This window comes from Pseudomonas sp. Soil_N_39, assembly GCF_057655955.1.
The window spans coordinates 87,347-111,027 of sequence record NZ_JBDGLI010000018.1; the positions used below are offsets into that span (position 1 = coordinate 87,347).

Below are 23,681 nucleotides of genomic sequence, written 5' to 3' on the forward strand. Positions count from 1 at the left end.
ACGTCTTGGTTGCGCTTGAATCCGTTTTTTCCTATTTCGTTACGAGGTCTACATGAAGCCAGAAGTCTTGCAGCTCAGCCCAATCCTGATCCCCGAAATCAATGTCCGGCTCAACGAACTGTTCACGGTGCGGCGCTATTTCGAACAGGCTGACAAACAAGCCTATCTACAAGAACACGGCGTCAACATTCGCGGTGTGATCACCGGTGGGCATACCGGCATCAGCCAGGCGCTCATGGCACAACTGCCCCAACTGGAAGTGGTCGCGGTCAACGGCGTGGGCACCGATGCGGTGGACCTGGCCTACGCCAGGGATCGCGGAATCCGCGTCACGGCCACCGTCGGCGCGCTGACCGAAGATGTCGCCGACCTGGCAATCGGCCTATTGATTGCCGTGTGCCGGGGGCTGTGCACCGGTGATCGCTACGTGCGCTCCGGCCAATGGCCCCAGAGCCCGACGCCACTGTCTCCGCTGCCATTGGCCCGGCAGGTGTCCGGCATGCGCATCGGCATCGTCGGCATGGGTCGGGTCGGTCGCGCCGTGGCGACGCGCGCCGCCGCGTTCGGGTGTCCGATCAGCTACACCGACCTGCAGCCCATGAGCGACGTGAACCACACCTTTGTCGCCGATCTCAAACAACTGGCCCGCGACAGCGACGCCTTGATCCTCGCGGCGGCCGCCGACAAGGCTGAGGCCATCATCGATGCCGAGGTACTGCGTGCCTTGGGCCAGGGCGGATATCTTATCAACGTGGCTCGCGGCAAACTGGTCAACGAGGCCGATCTGGTAGCTGCGCTGACCGCCGGGGAAATCGCCGGTGCGGCTTTGGATGTGTTCGTCGATGAACCGCATGTGCCCGAGGCGTTGTTCGGCAATGAGCAGGTGGTGCTGCAACCGCACCGGGCGAGTGCGACGTTGCAGACCCGCACGCGGATGGGGGAGATGGTGGTGGCGAGTCTGGTGGATAGTTTTGCTGGGAAGGTGCCGCAGGGGTGTGTGACGGGTTGAACGGGAGCCACTTCAGGGAAGCTTGAAGTGGCGATGCAATCGCGTCAGTCATATCCGGGTGGGAGCCGCGTCGCGACCTGGTTCCAACACCTGTCGACCTCCTTGGCAATGCTGCCGCTGCCTTTCCTGGGCTCGAGCCCATCGCTTGCGATGAGGTGCTCCAGCAACCACTCATCTGTCCATCCCACCCATTCGCCCGCGACGGATCTGAGGTTGGCTTCGAGCACCGGGAATACTTCATTCCACAGGATGCTGCGTATTTCACTGGGCGAATAGCCGCTTTCAAGGACGACGCGGGCGATGTAATCGTAGGTCAGGTCGTCCATCTCAGTGTCGAGAAAGAGCGATGAAAGGGCTTGCCAGATTTTCAGGCGGGTCGGGTCGGCAGGGTTCATGTTTTTGTCTCGGGATGTGTAGGTGATAAACCCATTTGGCCCAATGGTGCCGGCCAAATCGCCTGCTTGCCACAGTGTGAGTCCCGTTGCCGCCAATAAATTCGAGTTGTGAAAAAACACAACCAGAGTACCATCGGCTCAAAGACAAGGAAGCCCATGGATATACTCACGCCATCACGTTTTGACGACGCTGCGATTTTGTACCCGAACGACAAGGCCGGGCTTGAGCGTTGCCTGCGCATTTTGAGGATGGCTCGCCCCAAGGCGTTCGCGGACCTGCAAAAGCTTTTCGGTACGCAGGGTGTCGACTTGTTCAAGCCCAGGGTCGCAATGAATTGGGTAGTGATCGACGTAGGCGGCAATAATCTCAGGGTGATAGGTGGCGTCAACTACACCCGGCAGAAGTTCTACGTCAAACACATCTACACGCATGCCGATTACGACGTTGCCAACGTCTGGTATGCAAGAAACAAAGGGGTAAGACGATGAGCGCAGCCCGGAACGACTTTCAAACCGTGATCGCAACGCTTGGCGAGCTATACGCGGTATTGGATCGCCTGCGCGGTGAGTTTGTGCATGGCATCAAGACCTCTGCCGACTATGAGCGTGCGACGGACTTGCTCGATGAACTCACCGACGGGCGCGAGCTGAGCAAGACCGAGGAGAGAATTCTCGTTGAACTCGAGGATGAAATCCTGGCCTACCAGCGCGACTCCGATCAGTTTCGCGAATCGAATGCCGCTTTTGAGGCGACCTGCACGCCTGTGCAATTGATCAAGGACCTGATGGAGACACTCGGGCTGACCGGTTCAGACCTTCCTGAAATCGGTGATAAAACGGCGGTGTCCAAGGTGCTCAATGGCGATCGGCCTATCAGTCACAAGATGGCGTACGCGCTGGCAGAGCGATTTGCGATGGAGCCGAGTGCTTTCTTGTCAGCGTCCTCGGCAAAGATGGCGGCTCATATCGAAACTGTTCCTCTTTCCGGCAGTAAAACTTCAGCTCTCTACCGTTTGCACGAGGGCTCTCTGACCGCATATTCAGTGAAAGAGGTCGGCATCGGTGAGTACAAAACGGTGACTTCGAAGGGCCGCAAAAAGACAACCAAAGAGCCAGACAAGGAGTAGGGCAATCGTCTGTTGATCAAGGGGCAGAGGCGCTTGTCGATCCGCGGGAATTGAGGATGATCTGCACCGCCATGATCACCCCAACAAGCACAGTCGCAAGACCTGACGTCTCCAGAAGTGTCGGTAGCCGACCATGAAACCACAAGCCAAGTAGCGTCGCGAACAGCGACTCCAAGGCGATCAATTGTCCGGAAAGCACCATGGGCAAACGCCGTGACGCGGCGTTCCAGGCCCAGGCTCCGACAACGGATGACATCAGCGCAATCACCAAACCCCAGAGATATAAATCCCCCGCAACGGAAACGCTAAAACCCAGGCTCGGCAGTTTGAGCAGGTCGAGTGCTTGTACCGCTGGTAACAAGCACAAGGTGCCGATCCCGGCGCCAGCCATCATGAGGCCGGTCCATGCGCCTGAAGCGTGGGGTGGCAGCGCCAGCAAGGCGCGCTGGTTCAACCAACTGAATACGAGCCACAAGACCACGGCACCGATTGAAAACAACAAGCCCATCAGCCACGAGCCATCGTTTGCAACGGGTTGATGGACAGCGCCGAGATTCGACAGCAGAAGACCCACCGTCAAGAAAACCAGAGGGATTGCCAGTTTGCGCCACTGGAGGGTTTTGGTTGTGGCGTTGCCCAGCAGTGCCAGCAAGACTGGCACCATCCCAATAAACGCCGGGGTCAGCACCGGCCCGCCGAAAATGATGCCGGCGGCGATGCAGGCGCTATAGCCGAGGTAGCCGACAACGCCCAGGCTTGCGGCCAGAAGCACCTGATTGCGGCGCAGCAGCCGCAGCTGGCTCCGATAGAGCAGCACGACACCCAGGCCCAGGGCACCGGCGATCAAGAACCTTACGATCATCAAGTCATAGATCGTGTAGGCGCCGGTGACGTAGGGCGCAATGAAGTTCAACGCCCAGCTCAGCGTCGCGACCACCGCGAGGGCCAATCCGGTGATGAGGTTTGAGTGGGGCTTCACTATCACGCAGGTTCCCCGATGCACCACCCATGAACGTCGATTTCATGGGGGAAACCTCGGAGTTTGTTGTCGCTGAGGGTAAGTTGTCGCAAGGTGATGTCCTTATGCGGTTCAATGGGATTGAGCGCATCCAGTGTAGGCAGTGATGTGATTGAGTGTGCAACTTGGTTTTTCCGACATTCGCTCCGCAAGGCGACGGATAATTTCTAATAGGGAAGTTTCCCTGGACGCCATAACGTTAGAAAAGGAATTCACTTTGGAACCTATCCCCACCTTCCAAACCAGCCGCCTCATCCTCACACCCCTGGAACTGACGGATGCACCAGCGATTCAACGATTATTCCCACACTGGGAAGTGGTTCGCTACCTCGACAGCCGCGTGCCCTGGCCCTACCCGGATGATGGCGCGCTGACGTACGTTCGTGACCATGCGCTCCCCGCTGTCGCCGCCGGACGCGAGTGGCACTGGATGATCCGTCTTGCCGAGGAGCCGACACAGCGCATCGGCAGCATCAGCCTCTACGATCAGCCTGGCAACAACCGGGGTTTCTGGTTGTCGCCGCCATGGCAGGGGAAAGGCTACATGCGTGAAGCGTGCGAGGCGATCAACGCCTATTGGTTTGAAACCCTGGGGCGCCCCGTCATGCAGGTGCCCAAGGCAGTGGGCAACCTGGCTTCACGTAAAGTTTCGGAACATGAAGGCATGCGCATGATTGCGACGCAGCAGGGGGACTTCGTTTGTGGGGCGTTGCTTAAGGAAGTCTGGGAAATGACGCGGGAAGATTGGCTTGAGAGATAGCCATTAGTTACCCGCCAAAGGACGCCACGCGGTGGTCTGTAAATAAGGCCACTGTTTGAGCAGTAGACCGCGCGTTGTTTCTACGCCCTGTAAGGTTTCAGTGCAATTGACCATCGTGGTAAAGCTGCGAGTGGTCAGCATGAAGCTTTCCGAGCCCAGCGCCTGGCACTGCTCGCTGGCGCCGATGGGTTGGCAGAACATCGGTTGCATTTTCACGTCGTAGCCTTGGGCCCGAGTGAATGCCTGGAACTCAGGCATGGCAAGACGAGCCGGTGTGCCGCTCAGTGCCGGGCCTTGCCAGACGGGGGTGATAAGCCCCCTTGATGGATAGTCGCTCAGCCCCTGGACTTGCCTGGCCTCGAACAGGGCAAAACAGAACGAAGTATTGGTCGCGCTATTGCTCGCTGGGGATGTAACGGGGGCGGCCAAGGGAAGGCCCGGCGTCGGCGTGACGGCTGCCGCAGGCGCTACCGAGGGTGCCAAGCCCGAGGAGTCGCCTATTTCCACCAGTACATCGATGGCCGCCCGGTAACGCCATACCTTCAGCGGCGCCGTGAAACCAGGTCGAATACGGCTGGCGACAGCGGTCAGCTCGGCCGGGCTATTGACCGAGGTCCCGGCAATTTGCAAAACGATATCGCCGGCCAACATGCCTGCTTTTTCAGCGCCACTTCCTGGCACGGGCCCCAAGACCAATACGCCGCTGACAGCGGCTAAGCCGAATTGCCGAGCCACCGTTGGTGTAACAGGGGTGATGTGCAGGCCCAACACACCCGACTGATTAGACACCGGTACGGGCATTGCCGCTGACGCTACGGGAGTCGGTTGCACTGTGGCCGCACTGGGCGCAGGAACGCTGTCGGCTGAACAATCGCGCTGTGTGGCGACCTGTTGGATCACGAGGTTGACAGGGTCGGTCGCCATGTTGGGGTATTTTTCCCAGCCCCGTTTGGTCGCCAGGAACGTTTCACAATCCATGGCGTAGTAGGTCGCCGGGTCTCTGACCTTGCGCAGGTATTCCGCTGTTTCGGCTCGCTCGGCGGCGCTGTACATGGGGTTGACGCAAGACGCCAGGAGAGGGGAGAGCACCAATGTTGCGGCAAGGCACTTTGTTGACATGGGCTTCTCTGAGGTCGTGGCGTTTAGGCAGGTCCAGGCAAGGTACTATTTGGCCATCATCCTGTCCAACCTGTGATTGAGACGAGCGGCATTCGGGCAAACGTGCATTCGATATACAACTTAAAGGCACTTCGCCATTATGTGGCACGATCCTTTCGAACCAATCACTGAGACGCGAAATGTTTGCTCCTGCCTTCAAATCAAGCACCAGGCTCGCCGTTGCACTTTCGCTCACTGCCTTGGCTGGCTGTGCCTCTGATGGCGGTCTCGGTGAGGCGGCGGTAGTTGGTGCGATGCTGCTTCCCATGCCGGGTGGCGTCGACACCAGCGTAATGACCAGTGCCGTAGGCCTGGCGGCCGGCGCCTACGTGGTCTCCTCGGTTGCGACTGCGGACTCTGCCAGCGTCTCTCCCGCGACCTCCACCGTCGCCGCGCCCCAAGGCCTGCCGCCCATTGACCTGCAGAAACTGGTGACCCGGGAAACGCCTGACCGGTATCGCTCCAAGTCCTGTGAGTACATCGAAATGTCCCTCAGCGAGGTGCCGATGTACCAGGCGAGCGCTGAGCCGATCATGAAGCAGGTCGCCACGGCTCGAAAAGAAGCGGCCAGTCAGGTATGGCTTGAAAAGGGTTGCCAGCCGGCCAACTTACCTCGCGGTCGGATCGGCGCCAGCATCGACACCATCGATCCGAAGCGGGCCATGGCCCTGTCACTTCCCCCCGCTGGGGTCGTGGTGCTGGCGACCGTTCCGGGGAGCGGTGCGCAGCAGGCCGGGATTTTGCCTCAAGACGTGATCGTGGCAGTGGACAATGGGCTTATCGCCGACTCAATCGATTTCAGGGTGGCCGTTGCAAAAGCGCCAATTGGTTCGCGGGTGAACCTGAAGATATGGCGAAACAACGCGTTTAGCATCGTTCCGGTTCTGGTGGGGGCTGGCGGCACTCAAGTCTCGGTGACCCCGACGGTGATGGCGAACGGTGTAGCGGCTGCGATCCCGGCAGATGCAATGTATTGCACCGCCGTGCTGTCCACCCAGCATACTTACGGTGCTAGCGTCAGCCCGGTCAAATTGATCGCCGGGGCCGCGAGCGACATGCAACCCTCGCTCAAAAACTACATCGCCAAGGTGAAGCGGGAACAACCTGGCGTTTGGGGGGATTTCAAACTTAACAGCGCCATTTGTGCACCAGGTGCGGTGGTGTGCATGGCCGAGGCCAAGGGGCCGACCGGCAAGACCCAGAACGCCTTCGAGTTCTGCCACGCGACGCAAGCCAAGGCGGATGCTGAGTTGGCCCAGATGCGCCAGGGCGATCCGAAAGCGGTGCTTGTTGATTGGCCTTGATGGGGACGCTGTTGGTGCATTGCTTAAGGAGGTGGGTAATCAGGAGTACCAGTCACCGGCGATTGGCGTCCAAATCCGTTAACGACGATGTACAACAGCGGACCGATTGATACGAAGATGGCCGTGATCAGGAGGTAAGGCAGCAGCGATGTGAACGACCTGCCTTTCGAACGTGCGTCCCGGTACATCCAGATGCACGCCATGCAAGCGAGCAGATAAAGGTCGATGACGACCTGCGCGGTGTCTGGGCGGGACATGAGCCCGAGACCGAATGCCAGGAGCGATTGTTCGGCGAAAAACAAAGTGCCCGCCGTGTACACGGAAAAAAGCAGCAACGTGACAAGTGCGATGTAAGGTTTTTTCACTGTGCTTCCTCGGACAAGTGCATTGATCAGTGGAAATAGGCTAGTGATTTAATCGTCATGGTTTCAATGACCTCTGAGGTCATCGACGCCGCTCACCCGCAATGCCAGAGTCAACGGATGACCAGTCGACCTTTCTCTCGAACAACGCCACCCACCTCAGCTGGAGCGCAACTGCGTCACTTGCGTCAACAGGCCGGACTGAGTCAGCTGGACTGTGCACTGATCACAGGGCTATCTCAGCGTCACCTTAGTTGCATTGAGACGGGACGCGCCAAGCCAAGCCCCGGCACTCTGCATAACTTGTTGACTGCCCTGGATGTGCCCTTGGAGCGATGCAACGACATCTTCCTAGCCAGTGGTTATGCCCCGCGCTACGAAACGACGCCGCTCACGTCGTCGTCAATGGAAGTGGTACGTGATGCCATTGATCATGTACTTCACGCCAACAACCCCGCTCCTGCGATTGTTCTGGGTGCCCAATGGGACATCCTTGCCGCCAACACCAGCGCGGGTGTTCTGTTCGATCTGGTTGGGTTTGCCAGAGAGGCGGCAGAGGGACTCAACCTCTTGGTGACATTGCTGCAACCCGGTGGCTTGGGTGACCATTTGAGCAACGCCGAGGAAATAAGATTAGTGGCCTGGCAACGAGCATCCCGGGAAGCCTTGAACAATCCCGCGTTGGCTGAGATTCTGAAGTGCCTGCCGGCCCCGTACAGCGCTGCGGCGCTGGTTAACGAGCTGCCTCCGCTATTGCTGACGCGAGTCGAGTCTCCCCAGGGTGAGCTGACGTTCATGTCAACGTTCACAACCTTCGGCATGCCGCTCGACATCACGATGAGTTCATTGCGTATCGAGCATCTGATTCCTGCCGATGCCAAGACCTGGGAGGTCATGACCAAGGCATATGAGCAGGCGCAACACTCACAATGATCAAGGAAGAACACATGCAACCGTCACCCGATCGAATCATCCTGTATGTCCGAGACGTCCAAGCGATCAGCAATTTTTATTACGGTAATTCCGTCTCCAGCAGAGCGTTTGCATGCAACTGACCTTTCATAAAATGCATGCCAATGGCGATGACTTCGTTATTGTCGATTCGCGAAACTCGGCCAACCCGGTGACAAGCGCCATCGTCCAGCGAATGGGGGATCGGTACCGAGGCGTGGGCTTCAACCAACTCGCGGTGTTGCTCGATTGCGATGATGCCGATGCGCGGGTAATGTTCTGGAACGCAGATGGCTCTGCGCTGGACGTTTGTGGCAGCGCGACGCGGGGGGCGGCGGACTTGCTCATGCGCGAAGCCAATGTGACTTCGGTAGCCCTGCGCACCAACCGTGGTCTGCTTACTTGCGAACGTACCCCGACCGGCGACATTTGCGTCGACATGGGCGTGCCGCTTTTCGGCTGGTCGGACATTCCCTTGGCGCAAGAACTGGACACCGCTGTCTTGCCACTGGCCGGCAGTCCAACTGCGTGCAGCATGGGTAATCCCCACTGCACCTACTTTGTCGATGACCTGGCTGGCGTTGATATCGCGACGATCGGACCGGCCATCGAAACCAACGCGCTATTTCCACTCAAGACCAACGTTCATTTTGTCCAGATCATTGATCGCACGCATATTCGTTTGCGTATCTGGGAGCGCGGGGCGGGTGTTGCGCTGGGGTCGGGGTCCTGTTCGTGCGGTGCCGTTGTTAACGGGATTCGTCTTGGTTTGTTGGACAGTACCGTCGAGGTTGAATGTGATGGCGGCAGCGTGACGGTGCAATGGGATGGTGTAGGCGCGGTCGTTCTTATCGGGCCGGTGGAGGCGAGTTTTTCGGGGACGATGAGTCAAGGCTGAGTCGGGCGTTTTAACCCTGATACTGAGATTTGCAGGACGTTGTTGATCATTAAATCAGAAGGAAGTTTTATTCATGTCGGAGCAACGCATTCGCCCCCTCGCTCTTTGTATCTTTCATCATCATGGAAAAATACTGGTCAACCAGTTTTACGATGCCATCAAACAGCAGATGTTTTTTCGTCCGGTTGGTGGTGGCATTGAATTCGGCGAGAGGAGCCACGATGCCATCGTCCGAGAAGTGCAAGAGGAACTGGGCGCCTCGATCAGTGACCTTCGGCTGGTTGGCACTTTGGAAAGCATTTTTACCTACGACGGCAAGCCTGGGCACGAGATCGTCCAGGTTTACGATGCGAGGTTTGACGACACTGATCTCTACGAAAAACCCTGGCTGGAAGGCTTTGAAAGCAACGGAGCATCATTCAGGGCAACGTGGTGCTCCAGTGCCAGTTTCACCGCTCTATCACCGCTGGTGCCTGAAGGACTTTACGATTTGCTCAAGTCGGCTTCGCTCCTGGAGTGAGTCGGATCAGTGAAGGTCATCCATAAATTCTGAGCCATTGCCAGCGAGCTTGATAACTCTTGGCTTTCTCATCGAACAAATCCGGCTGGGGATTTTTTGGATTCATGCGAAGAACGCCTTGCTCTATGTCGTCCAGGCCATAGGGCGCATAGACCTCACCTGTTTCAACATCCAGCCCAATACACGTCCCCGCAATCAAGTAACGATCAATGCCATCCTTGGCCGACTGAAGCTGAGGATAAGGCTTGCCAAACCGCTGACCGTACCAAAGGTGGACGCGGGCCTGGTTCTTGACCTCGATGTTGACGTCCAGGTCCTGAAAGAGCAGTTGGGCGGCGTTGATCACTTCATTCTCGGCTTCCCAAGACAGGTCAGGGTCGAAGTAAAAAACATCGTAGTCCTTCACGCCCCATGCGGGTGGCTGCTGCGTCTGATGATTCCAGACGGCTTGGAACAGGCAGCCGGCCGTAAGCATGCATTGATTCAAACCGAGTGAAGGCAAGCGCGAAGTGATTTGGGCGTTGATTGGGTTGGTCATTGCAGTGCTGACCAAGGTTTCGACTGTCAATGTCATGTTCATCCTTTTTGTAATCAATCCGGTCCTGGCGACTGATATACATACCTGAAAACCCAAGCCCAGCCCAACCCCACTGATCTACAATAGCGCTCCTTCGACAGAGGCCGGCATTTCGTGGATGCGTTTTCCCTTGTCTATCAACACCTGAGCGCATGGGTAATCGCACCGATCACCCAGCAGTTCCTCGGCATCTTCAACCTGAACGGCCGCCTCGGAATCCTGTTTCTCTGCGCCTCCTACGGTGTCGCCTATGGCCTGTTCCGTTTCAGAAAACACCGCGGCCTGACCGACGCCCATTCATTCTGGCAATTCATCGGCGGCAGCCATGTGTATCTGCATCGTTCGGCATTGCTGGATTATCGCTACTACTTCGTCCGGGCCATTCTCAAGATTGCCTTGGTGCTGCCCATTGTCCATCTGGTCGATCCGTACATCCTGCGTTCCGGGGATTACCTGGCTTTTTTCAGCAACCTCTGGGGCGCGCGTCCGCGTCTGGGGGAGAACCTTACGCTCGCTTTGCTCTATGGGCTGGGGGTGTTCCTGGTGAAGGATTTCGTCCACTACTGGGCGCACCGGGCGTTTCACTCGCGCTGGCTCTGGGCGTTTCACAAGGTGCATCATTCGGCGCCCGTGCTGGTGCCGGCCACGGCGAGTCGGGTGCATTTTGTGGAGAAGATCGTCGAGAAGCTTGGCGTCACTGCCTGCCTGGGCCTCTTCGCGGGTGGTTTCTGGTACGCCTGTGGTGGTGAGATCAGCCGCTACACGTTGTTCGGTGTGACCTACCTGGTGTTCATCTTCAATAGCCTGGCAGCCAATTTGCGTCACACCCATGTCTGGCTGTCCTTTGGCCCGGTGCTTGAACATGTGCTGAACAGTCCGGCCCAGCACCAGATCCACCACAGCGATGCACCGCGTCATTTCAACCGCAATTTCGGCGTCAACCTGTCACTGTGGGACTGGATGTTCGGCACGCTCTATGTCACCCGTTCGCAGCCCGAGCACTTGCGTTTCGGCACCGGAGAACAGGACCACCAGCGTTACCTGACGGTGTATAGCCTGATTGTCACGCCTTTCGTCGACACTGCGCACAAGGCGCAGTCTTGGTTTTCATCTCAACGCCAACACACCACAATGCCCCCGACGCCTGCCATCGGATCAGCGAGTGCTGACACCGGTGAAGCCGAGCGAAAATCCAGCAAGGAACGCCCATGAATTTCTTCAAGAAGCTCTTCGGTTCATCGAAAGCCCCTGAAACCCAAGATGACCAGCCCGCGCCACAATCCCCCGAGCTAGGCGACCTGACCGAGGCTGAAGCAGCCAACCTGGCCGTCCGGGAAGCCGGCGCAGCGTGCCTGGATCGTCATTGGAGCGCCGTCGGCACGGTCGAGCGGGATGTCCTTGCCTACCTGATCAGCCCGACCTTTTCCGGCGGCCCGTACTGGCCTTCGACCCGTCAGGCCTACCGCGTGGTTCGCCGTGGCGACACGATCATTCTCGCCACTGAAGGCCTGTCCGATCCGTTCGATGATACGGAAGGCATGGGCAACGGCTTCGAGATGGAATTGTTCGTCGAAACCGCGGATATCCCCGAGCACGCCCGTGGTCCTGTGGGAGAGGTCGATCCTTTCAAGCGCAGTTGGGCATTCGAGTTGTTGGAACACGTCGCCAAAACAGTGGCCGACGCTGGCGGCATCACCCACCAACTCGACCAACACGGAGCGCTATCCCTTGAGCTTCCAGGGCTCAGCCAATCGCACCACATGAGCGATCAACTGCCCAAGCTGTTCGTGACCGATGACGACTCCACCGGCGTTCTAATCGGCGCCCCGGCGCCGGATTTCCCAACCCAACTGGATGACATGCCCTTGTCCCCGGTCAGATTGGTGCCGGTGGTATTGATTACGGCGGCGGAGCTGGAGTACGTGCGTTCGGGAGGGCGAGCGGCGCGGGAGGATCTGGTGAGCCGTTTGACGGCGGCGGGGGTTGGGCATCTGAGCAGCTTGCATCGGGCGAGCGTGGTGTGATGCCGGACGGCATCGGCCAAAAAACTAACCTGAGTGAGCGGTCGTTTTTTGTAAGAACGATTGATACCGCGTCCCACCCAATCCCCTTTCGAGACATCAATGACTGACTACCGCGGACTCATCCTCGAAGACACCCGTGAAGGCGCCACCGACCTTGCCATCACACAACTGGAAGCCAGCCTGGGTGCCCGTTTGCCGGACGACTATCGCCAGTTCCTCAAGACCTGCAACGGCGCCTATGTGGAATACGATGTGTTGGCCACGCTCGCCAATGGCGATGAGGAGTTGCTCAGTTTCTCGCTGTACGGGCTGGATCCGGACCAAGAGTACGAATCCAACCCCTTCGAACTGGAGCAACTGCGGGCGCAGCCCGGCTTCCCTGCGGCGGGATTGTTGCCGATCGGTCGCGACGGCGGAGCGAGTATCTTGCTGCTGGATTTGCGGGAAGGACGCCAGGACGTGGCGGCGATGGTAGCGGGCTTACCCGCCTGGACTGGGCGCCGTCAGCAGGGCGATGAGTATGTGGTGCTGGCGGATTCTTTCAATGGTTATCTGGATTCGCTGCACCTATCGGAAGAGCGGATCGAGGAGCATATCAATCACTTCATGATCAGCCCTGAGAGTATTGAGGCGACGTTGGAGTGGTTGGATAAGGGGAGTCCGGGGTGGCGGGAGCGGTATCGGGGGTTGTGGAATGCGAGGGTTTTGGATCGGACGATTTAATGACTAATAGGCGGAGGGATTCCGTTTTTATGCATACATACAGCGGGCTGCTTTTGAATCGAAAGGAGCGGTCATGAGTGATCGCTTTCGGCCAAGAGCGGACGGTCACAGACGAATTGCCTTTACGTCAGACATCCCCACATTGTGTTCGGAATTTAGAAAAGTCTTTCCCTGATTCGCTCCTGTTTCCAGAAAACCCTCGAACCTAAAGTACGTCCTGCCGGCAACATCACACTTACTTTAGGAAATCTCATTATGAAAACGGCAATGATCATCGTCGCACTCTTGGGCTTCAGCTCTGTGGTAGCGGCACAGGACGGTACTGCAAAGACTCAACCTGTCGAGCAATATGGTTATGGCACCCACCTTGATGTCGCCAAGGTCATCTCTGAAGACCCGGTGCCAGATGTTTGCGCTGTAGTGCCGACGCACATGACCTACCAGGATTCACAAGGCAAACAGCACGTACTGGCCTATAACGTCATGGGCCGTTGCAGCCAGGGCTAAGTCAGCTGTTCGCCAATCATTGCGCCTCGAAGCGTTGTTTCATCGAGGCGCAAATACCTTTTTGCCCTGCGGCATTTCAATCGATAAGTTCTTTGGCCGTGGCGGCCAGTTGACTGCCAACCCGATCTTTCAGCGTTTCAATAAACCGGGTGATTTTTGCATCGACAAACTGCCGAGAGGTATAGACGGCATACACGTTGCGCTCATAGGTATGGTAGTCAGGCAAAACCCGCACTAGCTTGCCGGAACGCAAATCGTCGACGGCTGTGAACCCGGCCAGCAAGCCAATCCCTGCTCCCTCTCGAATGGCATGTGCCATCGCATCCATATCGTTAACGCTGAAACTTGGCCCTGTCGGAACAAATGTCGCGTCCCCCGCCTTGCTCTTCAGCTGCCACTCATCCCGCACATAGTCGACGGTGCCCAATAGCAGACAATGATGATCACGCAGGTCTTCAGGCGTCTCGGGGACCACATGACTGGCCAGGTAGTCTGGCGACGCCACCAGCACACAATGGCTGACGCCGATCTTCTGGCTGACATACGCAGAATCGGGTAGCGCGCGGGCGATCAGAATCGAGACGTCCAGTTGGTCTTCCAACAGGTTAGGCATGCGTTGCGAGAGCAATAAATCCACCGTCACCTCCGGGAATTGCTGGCGGTACTCCAGCACCGCCCCCGTGACCAGATGCCGAGCCAGCCCGGGTACGCAATGCACCCTCAGTGTTCCCCGAGGCTCCAGGGCGGCATTGCTGGCTTCGGCTTCGGCACTCTCCAGATCAGCGAGAATTTTCGTGCAGCGCTCATAGAACCGTCGCCCCGCATCGGTGACCGACAGGCGTCGGGTCGAGCGTTGCAACAGGCGCGCATCGAGCACGTTTTCCAGCGCAGAGACAGCACGCGATACGTTACCGACCGTTGAGTCCAGATGATTGGCCACGGCCGTGAAACTGCCCATCTCGACAACCTTTATGTACACCGACATGTTCGAAAGCTTATCCATCGCGACCTTCCTGTAGATCTGACGCTCACCCGTGATAACGCGCATTTTTTCCGGATGCTACACGTTCGGCCCGCGGCTCGATATTACCTCTGGCGACAACAATGATTCCCTTTGGCCCGTCTAAATCAATGTGCCCTCCTTCCATAGACTTGGTTGCACAGGACGCCTGAACAGGCGCCGGGTTTCATCCGAATCTCCGACAACCAACTGAAGGGCACATCATGAAAACCTCCTACGACCCGCTTTATCTTTTCATCGGTGGTGAATGGATCAGTGCCGAAGGGCGCGATACTGCCGCCGTCGTTAACCCGGCTACCGGCCGGGAAATCGGACGCGTCCCACTCGCCACCGCAGGCGACCTTGATCACGCCTTGGAAGTGACTCGCCTGAGCTTCGAGCAATGGCGCCAGACCGTGCCTGACAAACGCGCAAAAATCCTCAAGCGTGCCGCCGACCTGATCCTCGAACGTGCACCGCAGATTGCCGCGCAGATGACCCTGGAGGAAGGCAAACCGCTGGGTGAAAGCCTGGATGAAGTGACCCGCGCGGCGGAGTATTTCGAATGGTTTGCCGAAAGCGCCCGGCGTATCGATGGCCGTGTGGTCCCGGCCAACCGTCCAGGCGTGTTGCAACTGGTCAAACGCCAGGCCATCGGCCCAGTGGCCGCATTCACACCGTGGAATTTCCCGGCCATCACCCCGGCACGCAAGCTCTCGGCAGCGCTGGCCGCGGGTTGCAGCGTCATTCTCAAACCCGGTGAAGAAAGCCCTTCCACAGCGCTGGCCCTGGCGCGTGCACTCGACGATGCTGGATTGCCCAAAGGTGTACTGCAAGTGGTCTTCGGCGTACCGGATCAAGTGTCCAGCCATCTGATCGCCTCGCCGATCATTCGCAAAGTGACCTTCACCGGTTCAGTGCCGATCGGGCGCCTGCTGTCTGCACGAGCTGCCGAAGGCGTGAAGCCCATCACCCTTGAACTGGGTGGGCACGGACCGGTGCTGGTGTTCGAAGATGCCGACATTGAAAAAGCCGCTATCGAAGGCGTCGCGAACCGGTTTCGCGGCACCGGGCAGGTGTGCATTTCATCTACTCGGTTTCTCATCCAGCGTGGCGCCTATCAAGCCTTCGTCGATTACTTTGTCGCTGCGACCCAAGCGCTGAGAATAGGTGACGGCCTGCATCCAGACACTCAGGTCGGCCCCCTGGCCAACCCAAGGCAATTGGCAAAAATGGAAGAACTGGTCGCCGATGCCGTCGAAAAAGGTGCACGGGTATTGGTCGGTGGTGAAGCCTTGTCAGGCGAAGGCCACTTCTTTCAACCCACGGTTCTGGCAGATGTGCCGATGAATGCCCGCGTCATGCACGAAGAACCCTTTGGCCCCATTGCCGTGCTGATGGCGTTCGATGAACTGGCCGATGGGCTGAAAGAAGCCAACCGCCTGCCGTACGGACTCTCGGCCTACGCATTCACCTCCAACGCGCGCACGGCCATTGATGTCGCTGACGGATTGGAGGCCGGGATGATCGGCATCAACCAATACCGCATCGTCGCAACCGAACTCCCGTTCGGCGGCATGAAAGAAAGCGGTCACGGCTCCGAAGGTGGCATTGAAGGCATAGAGCACTATCTCACCCACAAATTCATCAGTCAGGTTTAAGGAACTCGCCCATGTCCAAGCTCAACTTCAACAGTCCTCGCGAAGCCGCGCGCGCGTTCACGCCAAAGCTGTCGCAATTCGTCGACTCGACGCTTTATCCGCAGATATGGAGTGACCCGGCGCTGTCCCCGCGCGACCGTAGTCTGATCACCGTGGCGGCATTGATAGCCGCTGGTCGCTCGGAAGAGTTGCCCGCCCACTTACGCCGGGCGGCTGACAACGGTGTGACCCATGATGAACTGGCGGCAGCGATCACGCACCTGGCTTTCTACGTGGGCTTCCCTGGCGCCATCACCGCGTCTGCTATCGCCAACGCCACGTTCAGCGAAACGGAGAACAACTGAATGAAAGCCATCAACATCAGAAAATTTGGTGCAGCAGACGTCCTTGAACTCGCAGAAGTTGCCAATCCTGAAGTGCGTCCTGACGACCTGCTGGTGCGTGTCTATGCCGCCGGGGTGAACCGTGCGGATCTGACTCACCGGACCGGAGGGTACGGCCATCCGAATTTCGGTGACTCGCTGATCATCGGCCTGGAAATCGCCGGCGAAGTGATCGGCAAAGGTAACGCGGTGACGGGGTTCGAGGTCGGAGATCGAGTCATGGGCGTGGTCGGCGGCGGTGCCTACGCCGAGTTGGCACGCATCGATTACCGCATGGCGATGCACATCCCCGCGCAGCTTGACTATGTACACGCGGCAGCCATTCCCGAGGTCTTCGTCACGGCCCATGAAGCAATGATGCACCTAGCTCGACTCAAGGCTGGCGATTCGGTGCTGATTCACGCGGCCGCCGGCGGCGTCGGGTCTGCCGCTGTGCAGTTGGCTTACGCCACCGGCGCCACGGTGTATGCGACGACCGAAGGCAGCAAGTTGGCGCGTGTCGAGCATTTGGGCGCTGACGTGGCGATCGATTATAAGACGCAGGACTTCGCTGAAGTGATCGCCGACAAAACTCAGGGTCGCGGCGTCGATGTGATCATCGACTTTATCGGTGAGCCCTACTTCGCCCGCAACGTCGCGTCCCTTGCACGCGGCGGCCGCCTCATTCAGGTGGGGATTCTCGGCGGTGGCGGCAACGTCACGGTGGCGCTGGAGGACATTCTTTATCGCCACCTGCAAATCATCGGTACGGTCATGAAGTCGCGCACGCAACCGGAGAAACACGCCATGATCAAGCGCTTCCGCGAGCACTGGCTTGATCGCTTCGAGGGGGCCGGAAGCCTTGAGCCGGTTGTCGATAGCACCTTTGCGCTAGCACGGGCTGCCGATGCGCATCGCCGGATGGAGTCTTCCGAAAATGTTGGGAAAATAATTTTGACCATGCAGCCTGAAGACTTGGTTTGAATCTGGCCACATGTAGGAGAGAACTGAAAAAAAGGTACCTTTAGTGGGCATCTTCAACGGATGGGGGAACAATCTTAGCTGTGCGTTCTAAATCGGCTGATCGCGACAACCGGGCTAATCGTGACAGGCAGCTATTGGCCGGTAGTCGCCCTTCACGACAGGCAGCAAACGGCCAAAAGTGCTCATCCGATCTCGTTTTTAGGCTATCTCCTAGTGGTGCGAAATGACTAACCCTTCGATTTCTTTTAGAGGTCGGTTAATGAGTTCGAATCTTACAGTCTCAAATCTTTTAGGTCCGTGGTGTGGGGATTCACCTACAGGTCTGATGCAGCGTTGCAGGGAGGCCTGGGATACCCCTTTAGCAAATTTGAACGACCTGATGGTTGCCACTTTTTTGAATCAGAACATCGCTGTCACGCAGATGCTTATCGAAGCAAAGCGCCGCATAAAAGAGCAGGAACGAGATGGGAGCGAGTACTTTGAGGGCCAGCTTCTCGAAGCGATGAAGCGAGTGCAGTCAGGGGAGTAAGTTATCCCTTTTCCGCTTGAATCCAGTCCTCAGTCGAGGCGGCCGATGGCGCGTGCAAGGTTTGCGCGTGCCTGCTGCTCGAATGCGTCGAAGTACGGTGCGGTCGTATAAATGCGTCCGCGTGCCAGGAAGCCTTCAAGGACCTGGCGCCGCTTTTGGCGGTACACAGGTAGAGGCACAAACTGATACTCGCGGCGAATTTGTTGGTCGTATTCCTCGAACCGCTCGAACGATGCCCCAAGGATTGCCAGATCCGTGTCCACCAGCACCGCTTGGTCTGTCGACGCTGGGGCGCCGTCGTGTCGCGTCACCATGATCAGATCGTAAAGCCTGCGTCGCGTTTCATCGCCCAGCCCACTGTCGCGTGCCACGTCATCCAACCATTGCGCACTGCGCAGCTCGTTGTCGCTGCGAAGGGGGTCGTAGATCGCATCATGGAACCATAGCGCGAGGTCGACTTCGGCGGGGGCCTGGCAGGTAGCGTTGACGAATCGGCGCACTTGAAGGCACTCCTTCAGATGCTGGAGGTTGTGGTAGGCACGGTGCGGCTCGCAGTAGTGTCGAACGAGTTCTTCGTACGTCTCTGGTGGCGCGCATACAACGCCAAGCTCTGCCCAGACGCGAGCCCAGGCTGCGAAATCCACGCCATCAGCCACGTCGAGGCTCCCGCGTGCCTTGGGGAAAGGGGGCTTTTCGCGGCGGCTCTACGCGAGGCGTCTTCCCGACACTCGACAGAAACAGTTTGGCCTGGCGGTTGGACCGCAGACAGATAACGCGACGTGTCGGTGGGGCCGTTGCTACAAGCTGCTTCATCTTCGTACGCGCCGATTTACGAGTCGTCCACATGAATCTGAAAAACTCCGGGAGGTTTCCAAGCTGCTCTGGGCAATTCTCTGGAAGGTCGGGGCGCGGGCGGCCTCGCTGGGTCAACGTCCTGAGAAATACACGCCAGAACCGAAGCACCGATGAGCGATCAATCCATACCAAAAGATCGGCTCGGGCAATACGGTTGTCCCAGGTAGCAGAATGACCACCTTCAAAAATCCATTGATCGCGAGCTTCGACCTCGTAACACAATCGAGTCTTCTCGTCTGCGTTTCGCTCGATCCACCCAGGTTGCCAATGGATAGTGTCGATATGGATAACCGGCAGTCCGGTCTGTTTGCCCATTTCCCGAGCCAGCGTGCTTTTTCCTGACCCGGGCTGGCCGATAATCATGACACGCTGCATTAGTCGCCTCGACTCATTGAATATCCTGGTAATACTGGGCGTTTGATCGTCATCTAGCCTCCTTATCAATCGCTCCAGGTGATTGCGCAAGAAACTCTGCGATCAATGATGCAACCTGCTGCTGAATCACCCTCCGAGCACGCCCGCCATCGCCATCCCGGCAAATGATCCCATCCCCCGGCACGTCCTCTTCAAGCATTTCCTCCGCACCGGGCTTACACATCGACATGAAGCTGAAATGGCTCGCGTCCTTGATCTCAACGTAACGGCTTGACGCCGGGGGCAGTCGCTTGGCCAGGTTGGCAGACTCCAACTCAGCCGGAAGTTCTTGCGACGGTACACCGGCAGCGATCACCAGAGCGGGGACAGGCAGCGCGGCCAAGCTTTCATCCGTCAGGCCCCGGGAAAGGCCCAGGTCCAATGTCACCACCGCAGTCACGCGTTTGTCGCGCCAGTCGGCGGCCAGCTCGGCTTTTGCTTCAGCGGTGCTGGCGGGGTTCATCTGCTGGTAAACGGTGCAACTGGCTAACTGCGAATGGGTTTTGCAGTCTTGGGCGAAGCGCTCGGGGTCGAAGCGGGCGCCGGCGATCTCCAGGGCAGTCCAGCCGCCGAGTGAATGGCCCACGGCTGCAATTCGATCATTGGCGACTTGGCCAAATTTTTCCGGTTGAGTCGTGACCGCATCGATGGCTCGACGCAGGTCAACCGGCCGTTGCCATAACTGCGCCGCTGCTTGCGGGCTACGGTCATGGGTGGTGCTGCCGGGGTGGTTGAGGGCGGCGACGATGTAACCTTTCTGGGCCAAGGAACTGGCGAGCCAAATCTGATTACTCCAGTTGCCCCTGTAGCCGTGGGAGAGCACCACCAGTGGATGTTCGCCGGCAGTGGGGGGCGCATTGCGCACGGCAGAGGCACCGACAAATACCGCGTTATCGGCGATCAGTTGCGGGGTTGCGGTCGTTGCGCTGGGGTACCAAACAACCATCTCCAGTGCCCGACCATTGTTTGGATCCGGGAGGGTGGAGGATTGGAAGCCGACGGGGTTTTCGTCAGCCAATGCGGTAGTCGTCAGGCAGGCCAACAACAGGGCGCCGAAAGCTGTTTTCAATGTCGTTTCTTCCTTGATTGGACGAATAGGGTTCTCTAAAAGCACGGGCATTAAAGCTCAGATTCGAAGCGCTGCGCATCACTTTCATCGAGCAAAAATCCTAGCCCCCGAAAACAAAGTCCGCGGGGGCGAATCGGTCGCGGGTGTCCATGCGAATATTGCGCAGTGCCACGGTCTCCAGGTGTGACGGGTAGAGCGACTCCGAGAAATAGCTGATCAGGATGGAGCGACGGCGTGCGCCGATCACGTTCAGGCTGCCCGCGTGCACCAGATCGACATCGAACACCAGGATGTCGCCGGCGCCGCCTGACAGCTGTACAGCGCGGGACTCGTCATTGAAGTCGAAGGGTGGGGCGCCCAGCTCGGAGCGATGGCTGCCGGGGACGATCCGTGTTGCACCGTTTTCGGGGCCGTAATCGTCGAAGAAAGCCAGGGCGATGGCGATGTCGCCTGGCCGTTGAGCTGACAAGTCACGGTGCAGTTGTTGCTGGCCGCTACCGGCAAGGGGTTCGCGACCTTCGACTTGGGAGAGAAAGAACCGGTCGCCGATCAACTCACCTGCCACCGCCAGTAGCTGGGGGAGACGACATACCGCCTGAATCTTCGAATCATCGTCCAGCATCGAATAGCGCCAGTCCATGCCGCGAGGCACTGGCCATTGATCCGACGGTCGCACACCTGAATCGAACACGGCACGAAGGTCAGCCAGCCACTCGGTCGGGATCGCTTGACGGAGCAAGGTGTAGCCATCTCGATGGAGTTGTTCGCGGTCAGCCATGGTGGCCTCGACTTCCTTGTGGGGACGTTTGCAAGGCTAGTATTCAAACCAACGTAGAGCCACCCGAGACTGGAAATTGGCGGCGACCAGAGACAAACCCGGAAGGTTTGCAGTTATCATCCAGCCACCATCCAAGAAAAGGACTTCACCGATGAAGCATTTGTTTGCCTGCGCTCTTCTGACATTGGCCGTTGTTGGCTACGCCAAGGCCGATCAAAGCACCTTTGAAGAAACGAACCAGTGTTCGGAAGACATCGATTGCCAAGGGGATTTCATCTGCAAAAACGGCCTATGCGATAGCCCTCAACTCCAGCGAAGCCCTGTTGCAAAATCCGCCGCCACGACTCAAGCCGCGCCTCCCGCGCCCCCGGGTGTCGCCTATCAACCGTTGCCCGTCAACACCGAGCGTGCAGGGCCTTTCACGACCCAGACCGAGGCGATGGGGACCGCACTGAATTATCAGTCGCGGGCGGGCGTGATGAACGTCATGGAATCCATTGTTGAGCAGGCCGAGTACACCGGTTATGTGACGATTGAAAAGGCTTATACGTTTGGCCCGAGCAAGTATGTGCTGGTTGTTTCCACCGGAGAGGGGGGGAATGCGTGCCCTGCTTCGACCTATGTATTCAGTTTCGACACCCAGGCCGAGCGCGTTGATGGAAAGCGTGAGGTGCAGGGATGTTCTGAACTGGTCGAGGCCATGGCACAGGGGAATAAGCTCGTGGTCAAGAAGGAGGGGAGTGCGATGGTTGTTTATAACGGGGTTGTTGAGTAGTTCAGGTAGACGATGCACTCGTGGCGAGGGAGCTTGCTCCCGCTTGAGTGCTCTACGAATTCACGCGGCTCGCGTAAAACTTGCTCCAAAATTGTGGATCTCGAGCCGCTTTTCTGGCGTAGAAAGGGACCGATGAGTAAGCCTCTTTTAAACCTTGCGAGCCTTGCGCCCGCCTTTCGGCTTCTTGGATACTCAAGGCTCCACTTTGCCAGATTGCCATCCAGAAGCTGTCCGCTTGCAATGTTGTGGAAGGTTTTACCTCAAGCATTTTGTACTTCCGGCACGTAGAAGGTTAAGGGTCGAGGGGCTTTACCCTGTGTGTCTTATAAATTTGCTGGACTTCTGGGTTGTCCAGGCTCTCGTACGTGATGTCTTCTTTGTCCAGGCCATCTAGGCCTCGGATGCCACTGATGGTTTCCGGCCACTCGTCGCGGCTGGATATGGCTACTCTGAATGGTTTCAGGTAGTTGTCGAGATGCCCTTGGCCAGGCTCGCGGATCTCATCGCTGAGTGCTCGTAGGTAATCGTCTTTGTTCGTTTTTGACCAATCGATAGCAAATTTGGCTCGATAGCAGAGCTCCATGAAGACTAATAGAATCGTACGTCCATTGCCGTCAAGAAAGGGGTGCGCGAAAGCCAGTTGACCCATCACCTCGCCAGGATGCTCTTTGAAGTGTTTCTTATCGGCTGCCAGTTTAAGTGCATAGTCGACAGACCTCTTAATGAGTTCCGGGCGCTCGAAAGCCGTACTGCGGGGATCGTTATGGGAACCTTTGAAGACGGCTAGGTGAGGTACGAGCTCGTTTCGATCTTTCCCTGCCCAAGGATAAAAGCCCGAAAATAAAATTTTGTGAACTTCGAGCACTGTCTGGAAGGTAATGGGTCTCCTTTTCGCCAGACAAGCAAGAGCATCTTCGATACTTGCCTCGAAGGAAAGATGCTCAGATTCTTTTACTTCTATAGGATCTTTAAGTCGCAATGAGTTTTGAAGATACCCGGCGGTTCCGAAATCACCGAACGGATCAAAACTCATGCGCTACGTTTCTTGGCGCGTCTTTTCTCCTGAAGGTACTCGCCTTGCAGCGTCAGGATCTGCGACTTACTCAGAACACCTTTTCTCTTGAGATTGACAAGCAACTGTTCGATGCCATCCAGCTCGACGACATCCCCAGCCAGACGAGTGATGGTCGCAGCCATGCGACTCATACCGTCAAGTTCAGCAGTGACATTGTGGGCTTTAGCAAGCTTTCGGACCTGAGTCGCGACGCTAGCAGTAGCTGTTTGGGTCATTGGAAAGTCCTCTACTCACGGCCAAACCATAGCATGGGGCTGTTTTTCTGTCTCCACGGGCTATGGGTAAAGCATCTCCGTGGTGTGCTGTATAGATCAATGGCTTGTTTCAAAAATGTCGTGGTGCGGTCGTAATTCTGTGTGCTTAAGAAAACGATGAGTCAGTGGCGAGGGAGCTTGCTCCCGTTTGAGTGCGCAGCGCTCACAAAAGGGGCCGCTGCGCAGCCCAGCGGGAGCAAGCTCCCTCGCCACGGGTTGTCGGTTGGCAGGCTTATAGAGTGGAACCTGCCGGTGCCGCATCCAATCGTCGTGCAATCACATCCATCACGTCGCACCCGTCACGCAGCGGGATGCAGCAAAGTTGTGCCAAATCTTGCAAAGTCGCGGGGTCGATGGTCAGTTCATCGCGCATTGCCAAGTTTTCCAGGAACTGGGTGGCGGCACGGATTCGGTAGGCGGCTGAGTCGAGCAGGATGTGTAGCGGGGCGGCGGTATCGACGTAGAGGGGTTGGTCGTCGGCGTTGCTGGTAAGGCCCATGTATTGATTCATAAGTAAGCTCCACTGGAAAAGTTTCACCACCTAATCGTCGCCAAACGAAGGTGGCAACTGTACGCAGGTTGGCGAACCGGA

At 57.6% G+C, this 23,681-nt stretch carries 30 protein-coding genes; 17 read left to right on the forward strand and 13 right to left on the reverse strand.

What is annotated here, in order from left to right; translation table 11 throughout:
* Positions 1 to 52: 52 nt before the first annotated feature.
* On the forward strand, positions 53 to 1,009 hold the full coding sequence (locus AC3A5O_RS23200; protein WP_122568658.1) for a 2-hydroxyacid dehydrogenase: 957 nt from the start codon (positions 53 to 55) through the stop codon (positions 1,007 to 1,009).
* A gap of 44 nt (positions 1,010 to 1,053) precedes the next feature.
* On the opposite strand, the gene AC3A5O_RS23205 is transcribed toward AC3A5O_RS23200, so the two are convergent.
* Positions 1,054 to 1,404 (reverse strand): DUF7079 family protein, encoded by a 351-nt coding sequence (locus AC3A5O_RS23205; RefSeq protein ID WP_305467827.1) that lies wholly within the window; start codon positions 1,402 to 1,404, stop codon positions 1,054 to 1,056.
* Between the two features lie 156 nt (positions 1,405 to 1,560).
* Here AC3A5O_RS23205 and AC3A5O_RS23210 point away from each other — a divergent pair, with 156 nt between their 5' ends.
* Both AC3A5O_RS23210 and AC3A5O_RS23215 read left to right on the forward strand, forming a co-directional pair.
* Complete coding sequence (locus tag AC3A5O_RS23210; protein WP_305467825.1) at positions 1,561 to 1,893, forward strand: type II toxin-antitoxin system HigB family toxin; 333 nt, start codon at positions 1,561 to 1,563, stop codon at positions 1,891 to 1,893.
* Positions 1,890 to 2,531 (forward strand): helix-turn-helix domain-containing protein, encoded by a 642-nt coding sequence (locus AC3A5O_RS23215; protein ID WP_122568661.1) that lies wholly within the window; start codon positions 1,890 to 1,892, stop codon positions 2,529 to 2,531. Before AC3A5O_RS23210 ends, AC3A5O_RS23215 begins: the two co-directional genes overlap by 4 nt.
* Before the next feature lie 16 nt (positions 2,532 to 2,547).
* Here the strand turns inward: AC3A5O_RS23215 and AC3A5O_RS23220 are convergent, their stop codons facing one another.
* Positions 2,548 to 3,513 (reverse strand): DMT family transporter, encoded by a 966-nt coding sequence (locus AC3A5O_RS23220; protein WP_487753787.1) that lies wholly within the window; start codon positions 3,511 to 3,513, stop codon positions 2,548 to 2,550.
* Between the two features lie 253 nt (positions 3,514 to 3,766).
* Between AC3A5O_RS23220 and AC3A5O_RS23225 the strand changes: the two genes are divergently transcribed.
* Complete coding sequence (locus AC3A5O_RS23225) at positions 3,767 to 4,309, forward strand: GNAT family N-acetyltransferase (protein ID WP_122568662.1); 543 nt, start codon at positions 3,767 to 3,769, stop codon at positions 4,307 to 4,309.
* 3 nt (positions 4,310 to 4,312) lie between these two features.
* On the opposite strand, the gene AC3A5O_RS23230 is transcribed toward AC3A5O_RS23225, so the two are convergent.
* Positions 4,313 to 5,428: a S1C family serine protease gene (locus tag AC3A5O_RS23230; protein WP_305467821.1), complete on the reverse strand. Its 1,116-nt coding sequence runs from the start codon at positions 5,426 to 5,428 to the stop codon at positions 4,313 to 4,315.
* Positions 5,429 to 5,607: 179 nt separating this feature from the next.
* Here AC3A5O_RS23230 and AC3A5O_RS23235 point away from each other — a divergent pair, with 179 nt between their 5' ends.
* Positions 5,608 to 6,771: a PDZ domain-containing protein gene (locus AC3A5O_RS23235; protein ID WP_487753779.1), complete on the forward strand. Its 1,164-nt coding sequence runs from the start codon at positions 5,608 to 5,610 to the stop codon at positions 6,769 to 6,771.
* Positions 6,772 to 6,794: 23 nt separating this feature from the next.
* Here the strand turns inward: AC3A5O_RS23235 and AC3A5O_RS23240 are convergent, their stop codons facing one another.
* A complete protein-coding gene (locus tag AC3A5O_RS23240; RefSeq protein WP_460082608.1) occupies positions 6,795 to 7,136 on the reverse strand; it encodes a DUF2834 domain-containing protein in 342 nt (113 codons plus the stop codon).
* Positions 7,137 to 7,253: 117 nt separating this feature from the next.
* Between AC3A5O_RS23240 and AC3A5O_RS23245 the strand changes: the two genes are divergently transcribed.
* The 3 genes from AC3A5O_RS23245 to AC3A5O_RS23255 all read left to right on the forward strand — a co-directional run bounded on the left by AC3A5O_RS23245 (position 7,254) and on the right by AC3A5O_RS23255 (position 9,502).
* Positions 7,254 to 8,066: a helix-turn-helix domain-containing protein gene (locus tag AC3A5O_RS23245; RefSeq protein ID WP_487753788.1), complete on the forward strand. Its 813-nt coding sequence runs from the start codon at positions 7,254 to 7,256 to the stop codon at positions 8,064 to 8,066.
* 112 nt (positions 8,067 to 8,178) lie between these two features.
* Positions 8,179 to 8,982, forward strand: a complete 804-nt coding sequence (gene dapF / locus AC3A5O_RS23250) for a diaminopimelate epimerase (protein WP_305490871.1) — start codon at positions 8,179 to 8,181, stop codon at positions 8,980 to 8,982.
* 73 nt (positions 8,983 to 9,055) lie between these two features.
* Positions 9,056 to 9,502, forward strand: coding sequence for an NUDIX hydrolase (locus AC3A5O_RS23255; RefSeq protein WP_122568667.1), 447 nt, complete (start codon positions 9,056 to 9,058; stop codon positions 9,500 to 9,502).
* 16 nt (positions 9,503 to 9,518) lie between these two features.
* Here the strand turns inward: AC3A5O_RS23255 and AC3A5O_RS23260 are convergent, their stop codons facing one another.
* Entirely contained in the window at positions 9,519 to 10,076 is a 558-nt protein-coding gene (locus AC3A5O_RS23260) for a nucleotidyltransferase family protein (protein ID WP_122568668.1), read from the reverse strand.
* A gap of 117 nt (positions 10,077 to 10,193) precedes the next feature.
* Between AC3A5O_RS23260 and AC3A5O_RS23265 the strand changes: the two genes are divergently transcribed.
* The 4 genes from AC3A5O_RS23265 to AC3A5O_RS23280 all read left to right on the forward strand — a co-directional run bounded on the left by AC3A5O_RS23265 (position 10,194) and on the right by AC3A5O_RS23280 (position 13,333).
* Entirely contained in the window at positions 10,194 to 11,291 is a 1,098-nt protein-coding gene (locus AC3A5O_RS23265) for a sterol desaturase family protein (protein ID WP_487753780.1), read from the forward strand.
* Complete coding sequence (locus tag AC3A5O_RS23270; RefSeq protein WP_487753781.1) at positions 11,288 to 12,103, forward strand: suppressor of fused domain protein; 816 nt, start codon at positions 11,288 to 11,290, stop codon at positions 12,101 to 12,103. Before AC3A5O_RS23265 ends, AC3A5O_RS23270 begins: the two co-directional genes overlap by 4 nt.
* A 99-nt stretch (positions 12,104 to 12,202) precedes the next feature.
* Positions 12,203 to 12,826 (forward strand): SMI1/KNR4 family protein, encoded by a 624-nt coding sequence (locus AC3A5O_RS23275; protein WP_305467810.1) that lies wholly within the window; start codon positions 12,203 to 12,205, stop codon positions 12,824 to 12,826.
* 255 nt (positions 12,827 to 13,081) lie between these two features.
* Complete coding sequence (locus AC3A5O_RS23280) at positions 13,082 to 13,333, forward strand: DUF2790 domain-containing protein (protein WP_305467808.1); 252 nt, start codon at positions 13,082 to 13,084, stop codon at positions 13,331 to 13,333.
* Between the two features lie 76 nt (positions 13,334 to 13,409).
* On the opposite strand, the gene AC3A5O_RS23285 is transcribed toward AC3A5O_RS23280, so the two are convergent.
* Positions 13,410 to 14,336, reverse strand: coding sequence for a LysR family transcriptional regulator (locus tag AC3A5O_RS23285; RefSeq protein WP_305467806.1), 927 nt, complete (start codon positions 14,334 to 14,336; stop codon positions 13,410 to 13,412).
* Positions 14,337 to 14,557: 221 nt separating this feature from the next.
* Here AC3A5O_RS23285 and AC3A5O_RS23290 point away from each other — a divergent pair, with 221 nt between their 5' ends.
* From AC3A5O_RS23290 to AC3A5O_RS23305, 4 genes are all read left to right on the forward strand, one after another.
* Positions 14,558 to 15,994: an NAD-dependent succinate-semialdehyde dehydrogenase gene (locus tag AC3A5O_RS23290; protein WP_305467805.1), complete on the forward strand. Its 1,437-nt coding sequence runs from the start codon at positions 14,558 to 14,560 to the stop codon at positions 15,992 to 15,994.
* Positions 15,995 to 16,005: 11 nt separating this feature from the next.
* Positions 16,006 to 16,338: a carboxymuconolactone decarboxylase family protein gene (locus tag AC3A5O_RS23295; RefSeq protein WP_305467804.1), complete on the forward strand. Its 333-nt coding sequence runs from the start codon at positions 16,006 to 16,008 to the stop codon at positions 16,336 to 16,338.
* Entirely contained in the window at positions 16,339 to 17,340 is a 1,002-nt protein-coding gene (locus AC3A5O_RS23300) for an NAD(P)H-quinone oxidoreductase (RefSeq protein ID WP_305467803.1), read from the forward strand. It begins immediately after the preceding gene.
* 259 nt (positions 17,341 to 17,599) lie between these two features.
* Positions 17,600 to 17,869 carry a hypothetical protein gene (locus AC3A5O_RS23305; RefSeq protein ID WP_487753782.1) on the forward strand — a complete coding sequence of 90 codons (270 nt, stop codon included), beginning with the start codon at positions 17,600 to 17,602 and terminating at the stop codon, positions 17,867 to 17,869.
* Positions 17,870 to 17,898: 29 nt separating this feature from the next.
* Here the strand turns inward: AC3A5O_RS23305 and AC3A5O_RS23310 are convergent, their stop codons facing one another.
* The 4 genes from AC3A5O_RS23310 to AC3A5O_RS23325 form a co-directional block, all read right to left on the reverse strand.
* The gene (locus AC3A5O_RS23310) at positions 17,899 to 18,525 is read right to left on the reverse strand and encodes an HD domain-containing protein (RefSeq protein ID WP_487753783.1); all 627 of its coding nucleotides are present in this window, start codon (positions 18,523 to 18,525) and stop codon (positions 17,899 to 17,901) included.
* Positions 18,518 to 19,099 carry a P-loop NTPase family protein gene (locus AC3A5O_RS23315; protein ID WP_487753784.1) on the reverse strand — a complete coding sequence of 194 codons (582 nt, stop codon included), beginning with the start codon at positions 19,097 to 19,099 and terminating at the stop codon, positions 18,518 to 18,520. Before AC3A5O_RS23315 ends, AC3A5O_RS23310 begins: the two co-directional genes overlap by 8 nt.
* A gap of 49 nt (positions 19,100 to 19,148) precedes the next feature.
* Complete coding sequence (locus AC3A5O_RS23320) at positions 19,149 to 20,207, reverse strand: alpha/beta hydrolase family protein (protein WP_487753789.1); 1,059 nt, start codon at positions 20,205 to 20,207, stop codon at positions 19,149 to 19,151.
* A gap of 100 nt (positions 20,208 to 20,307) precedes the next feature.
* Entirely contained in the window at positions 20,308 to 20,985 is a 678-nt protein-coding gene (locus AC3A5O_RS23325; RefSeq protein ID WP_305467801.1) for a phytanoyl-CoA dioxygenase family protein, read from the reverse strand.
* Positions 20,986 to 21,136: 151 nt separating this feature from the next.
* Between AC3A5O_RS23325 and AC3A5O_RS23330 the strand changes: the two genes are divergently transcribed.
* Positions 21,137 to 21,760: a hypothetical protein gene (locus AC3A5O_RS23330; protein WP_487753785.1), complete on the forward strand. Its 624-nt coding sequence runs from the start codon at positions 21,137 to 21,139 to the stop codon at positions 21,758 to 21,760.
* Positions 21,761 to 22,052: 292 nt separating this feature from the next.
* Here AC3A5O_RS23330 and AC3A5O_RS23335 read toward each other — a convergent pair whose 3' ends face one another.
* From AC3A5O_RS23335 to AC3A5O_RS23345, 3 genes are all read right to left on the reverse strand, one after another.
* Positions 22,053 to 22,793 (reverse strand): Fic/DOC family protein, encoded by a 741-nt coding sequence (locus tag AC3A5O_RS23335; RefSeq protein WP_305482365.1) that lies wholly within the window; start codon positions 22,791 to 22,793, stop codon positions 22,053 to 22,055.
* Positions 22,790 to 23,050, reverse strand: coding sequence for a hypothetical protein (locus AC3A5O_RS23340; protein ID WP_122568683.1), 261 nt, complete (start codon positions 23,048 to 23,050; stop codon positions 22,790 to 22,792). The genes AC3A5O_RS23335 and AC3A5O_RS23340 overlap by 4 nt, the downstream gene beginning before the upstream one ends.
* A gap of 271 nt (positions 23,051 to 23,321) precedes the next feature.
* On the reverse strand, positions 23,322 to 23,600 hold the full coding sequence (locus AC3A5O_RS23345) for a short-chain dehydrogenase (protein WP_212801254.1): 279 nt from the start codon (positions 23,598 to 23,600) through the stop codon (positions 23,322 to 23,324).
* Between the last annotated feature and the right edge of the window lie 81 nt (positions 23,601 to 23,681).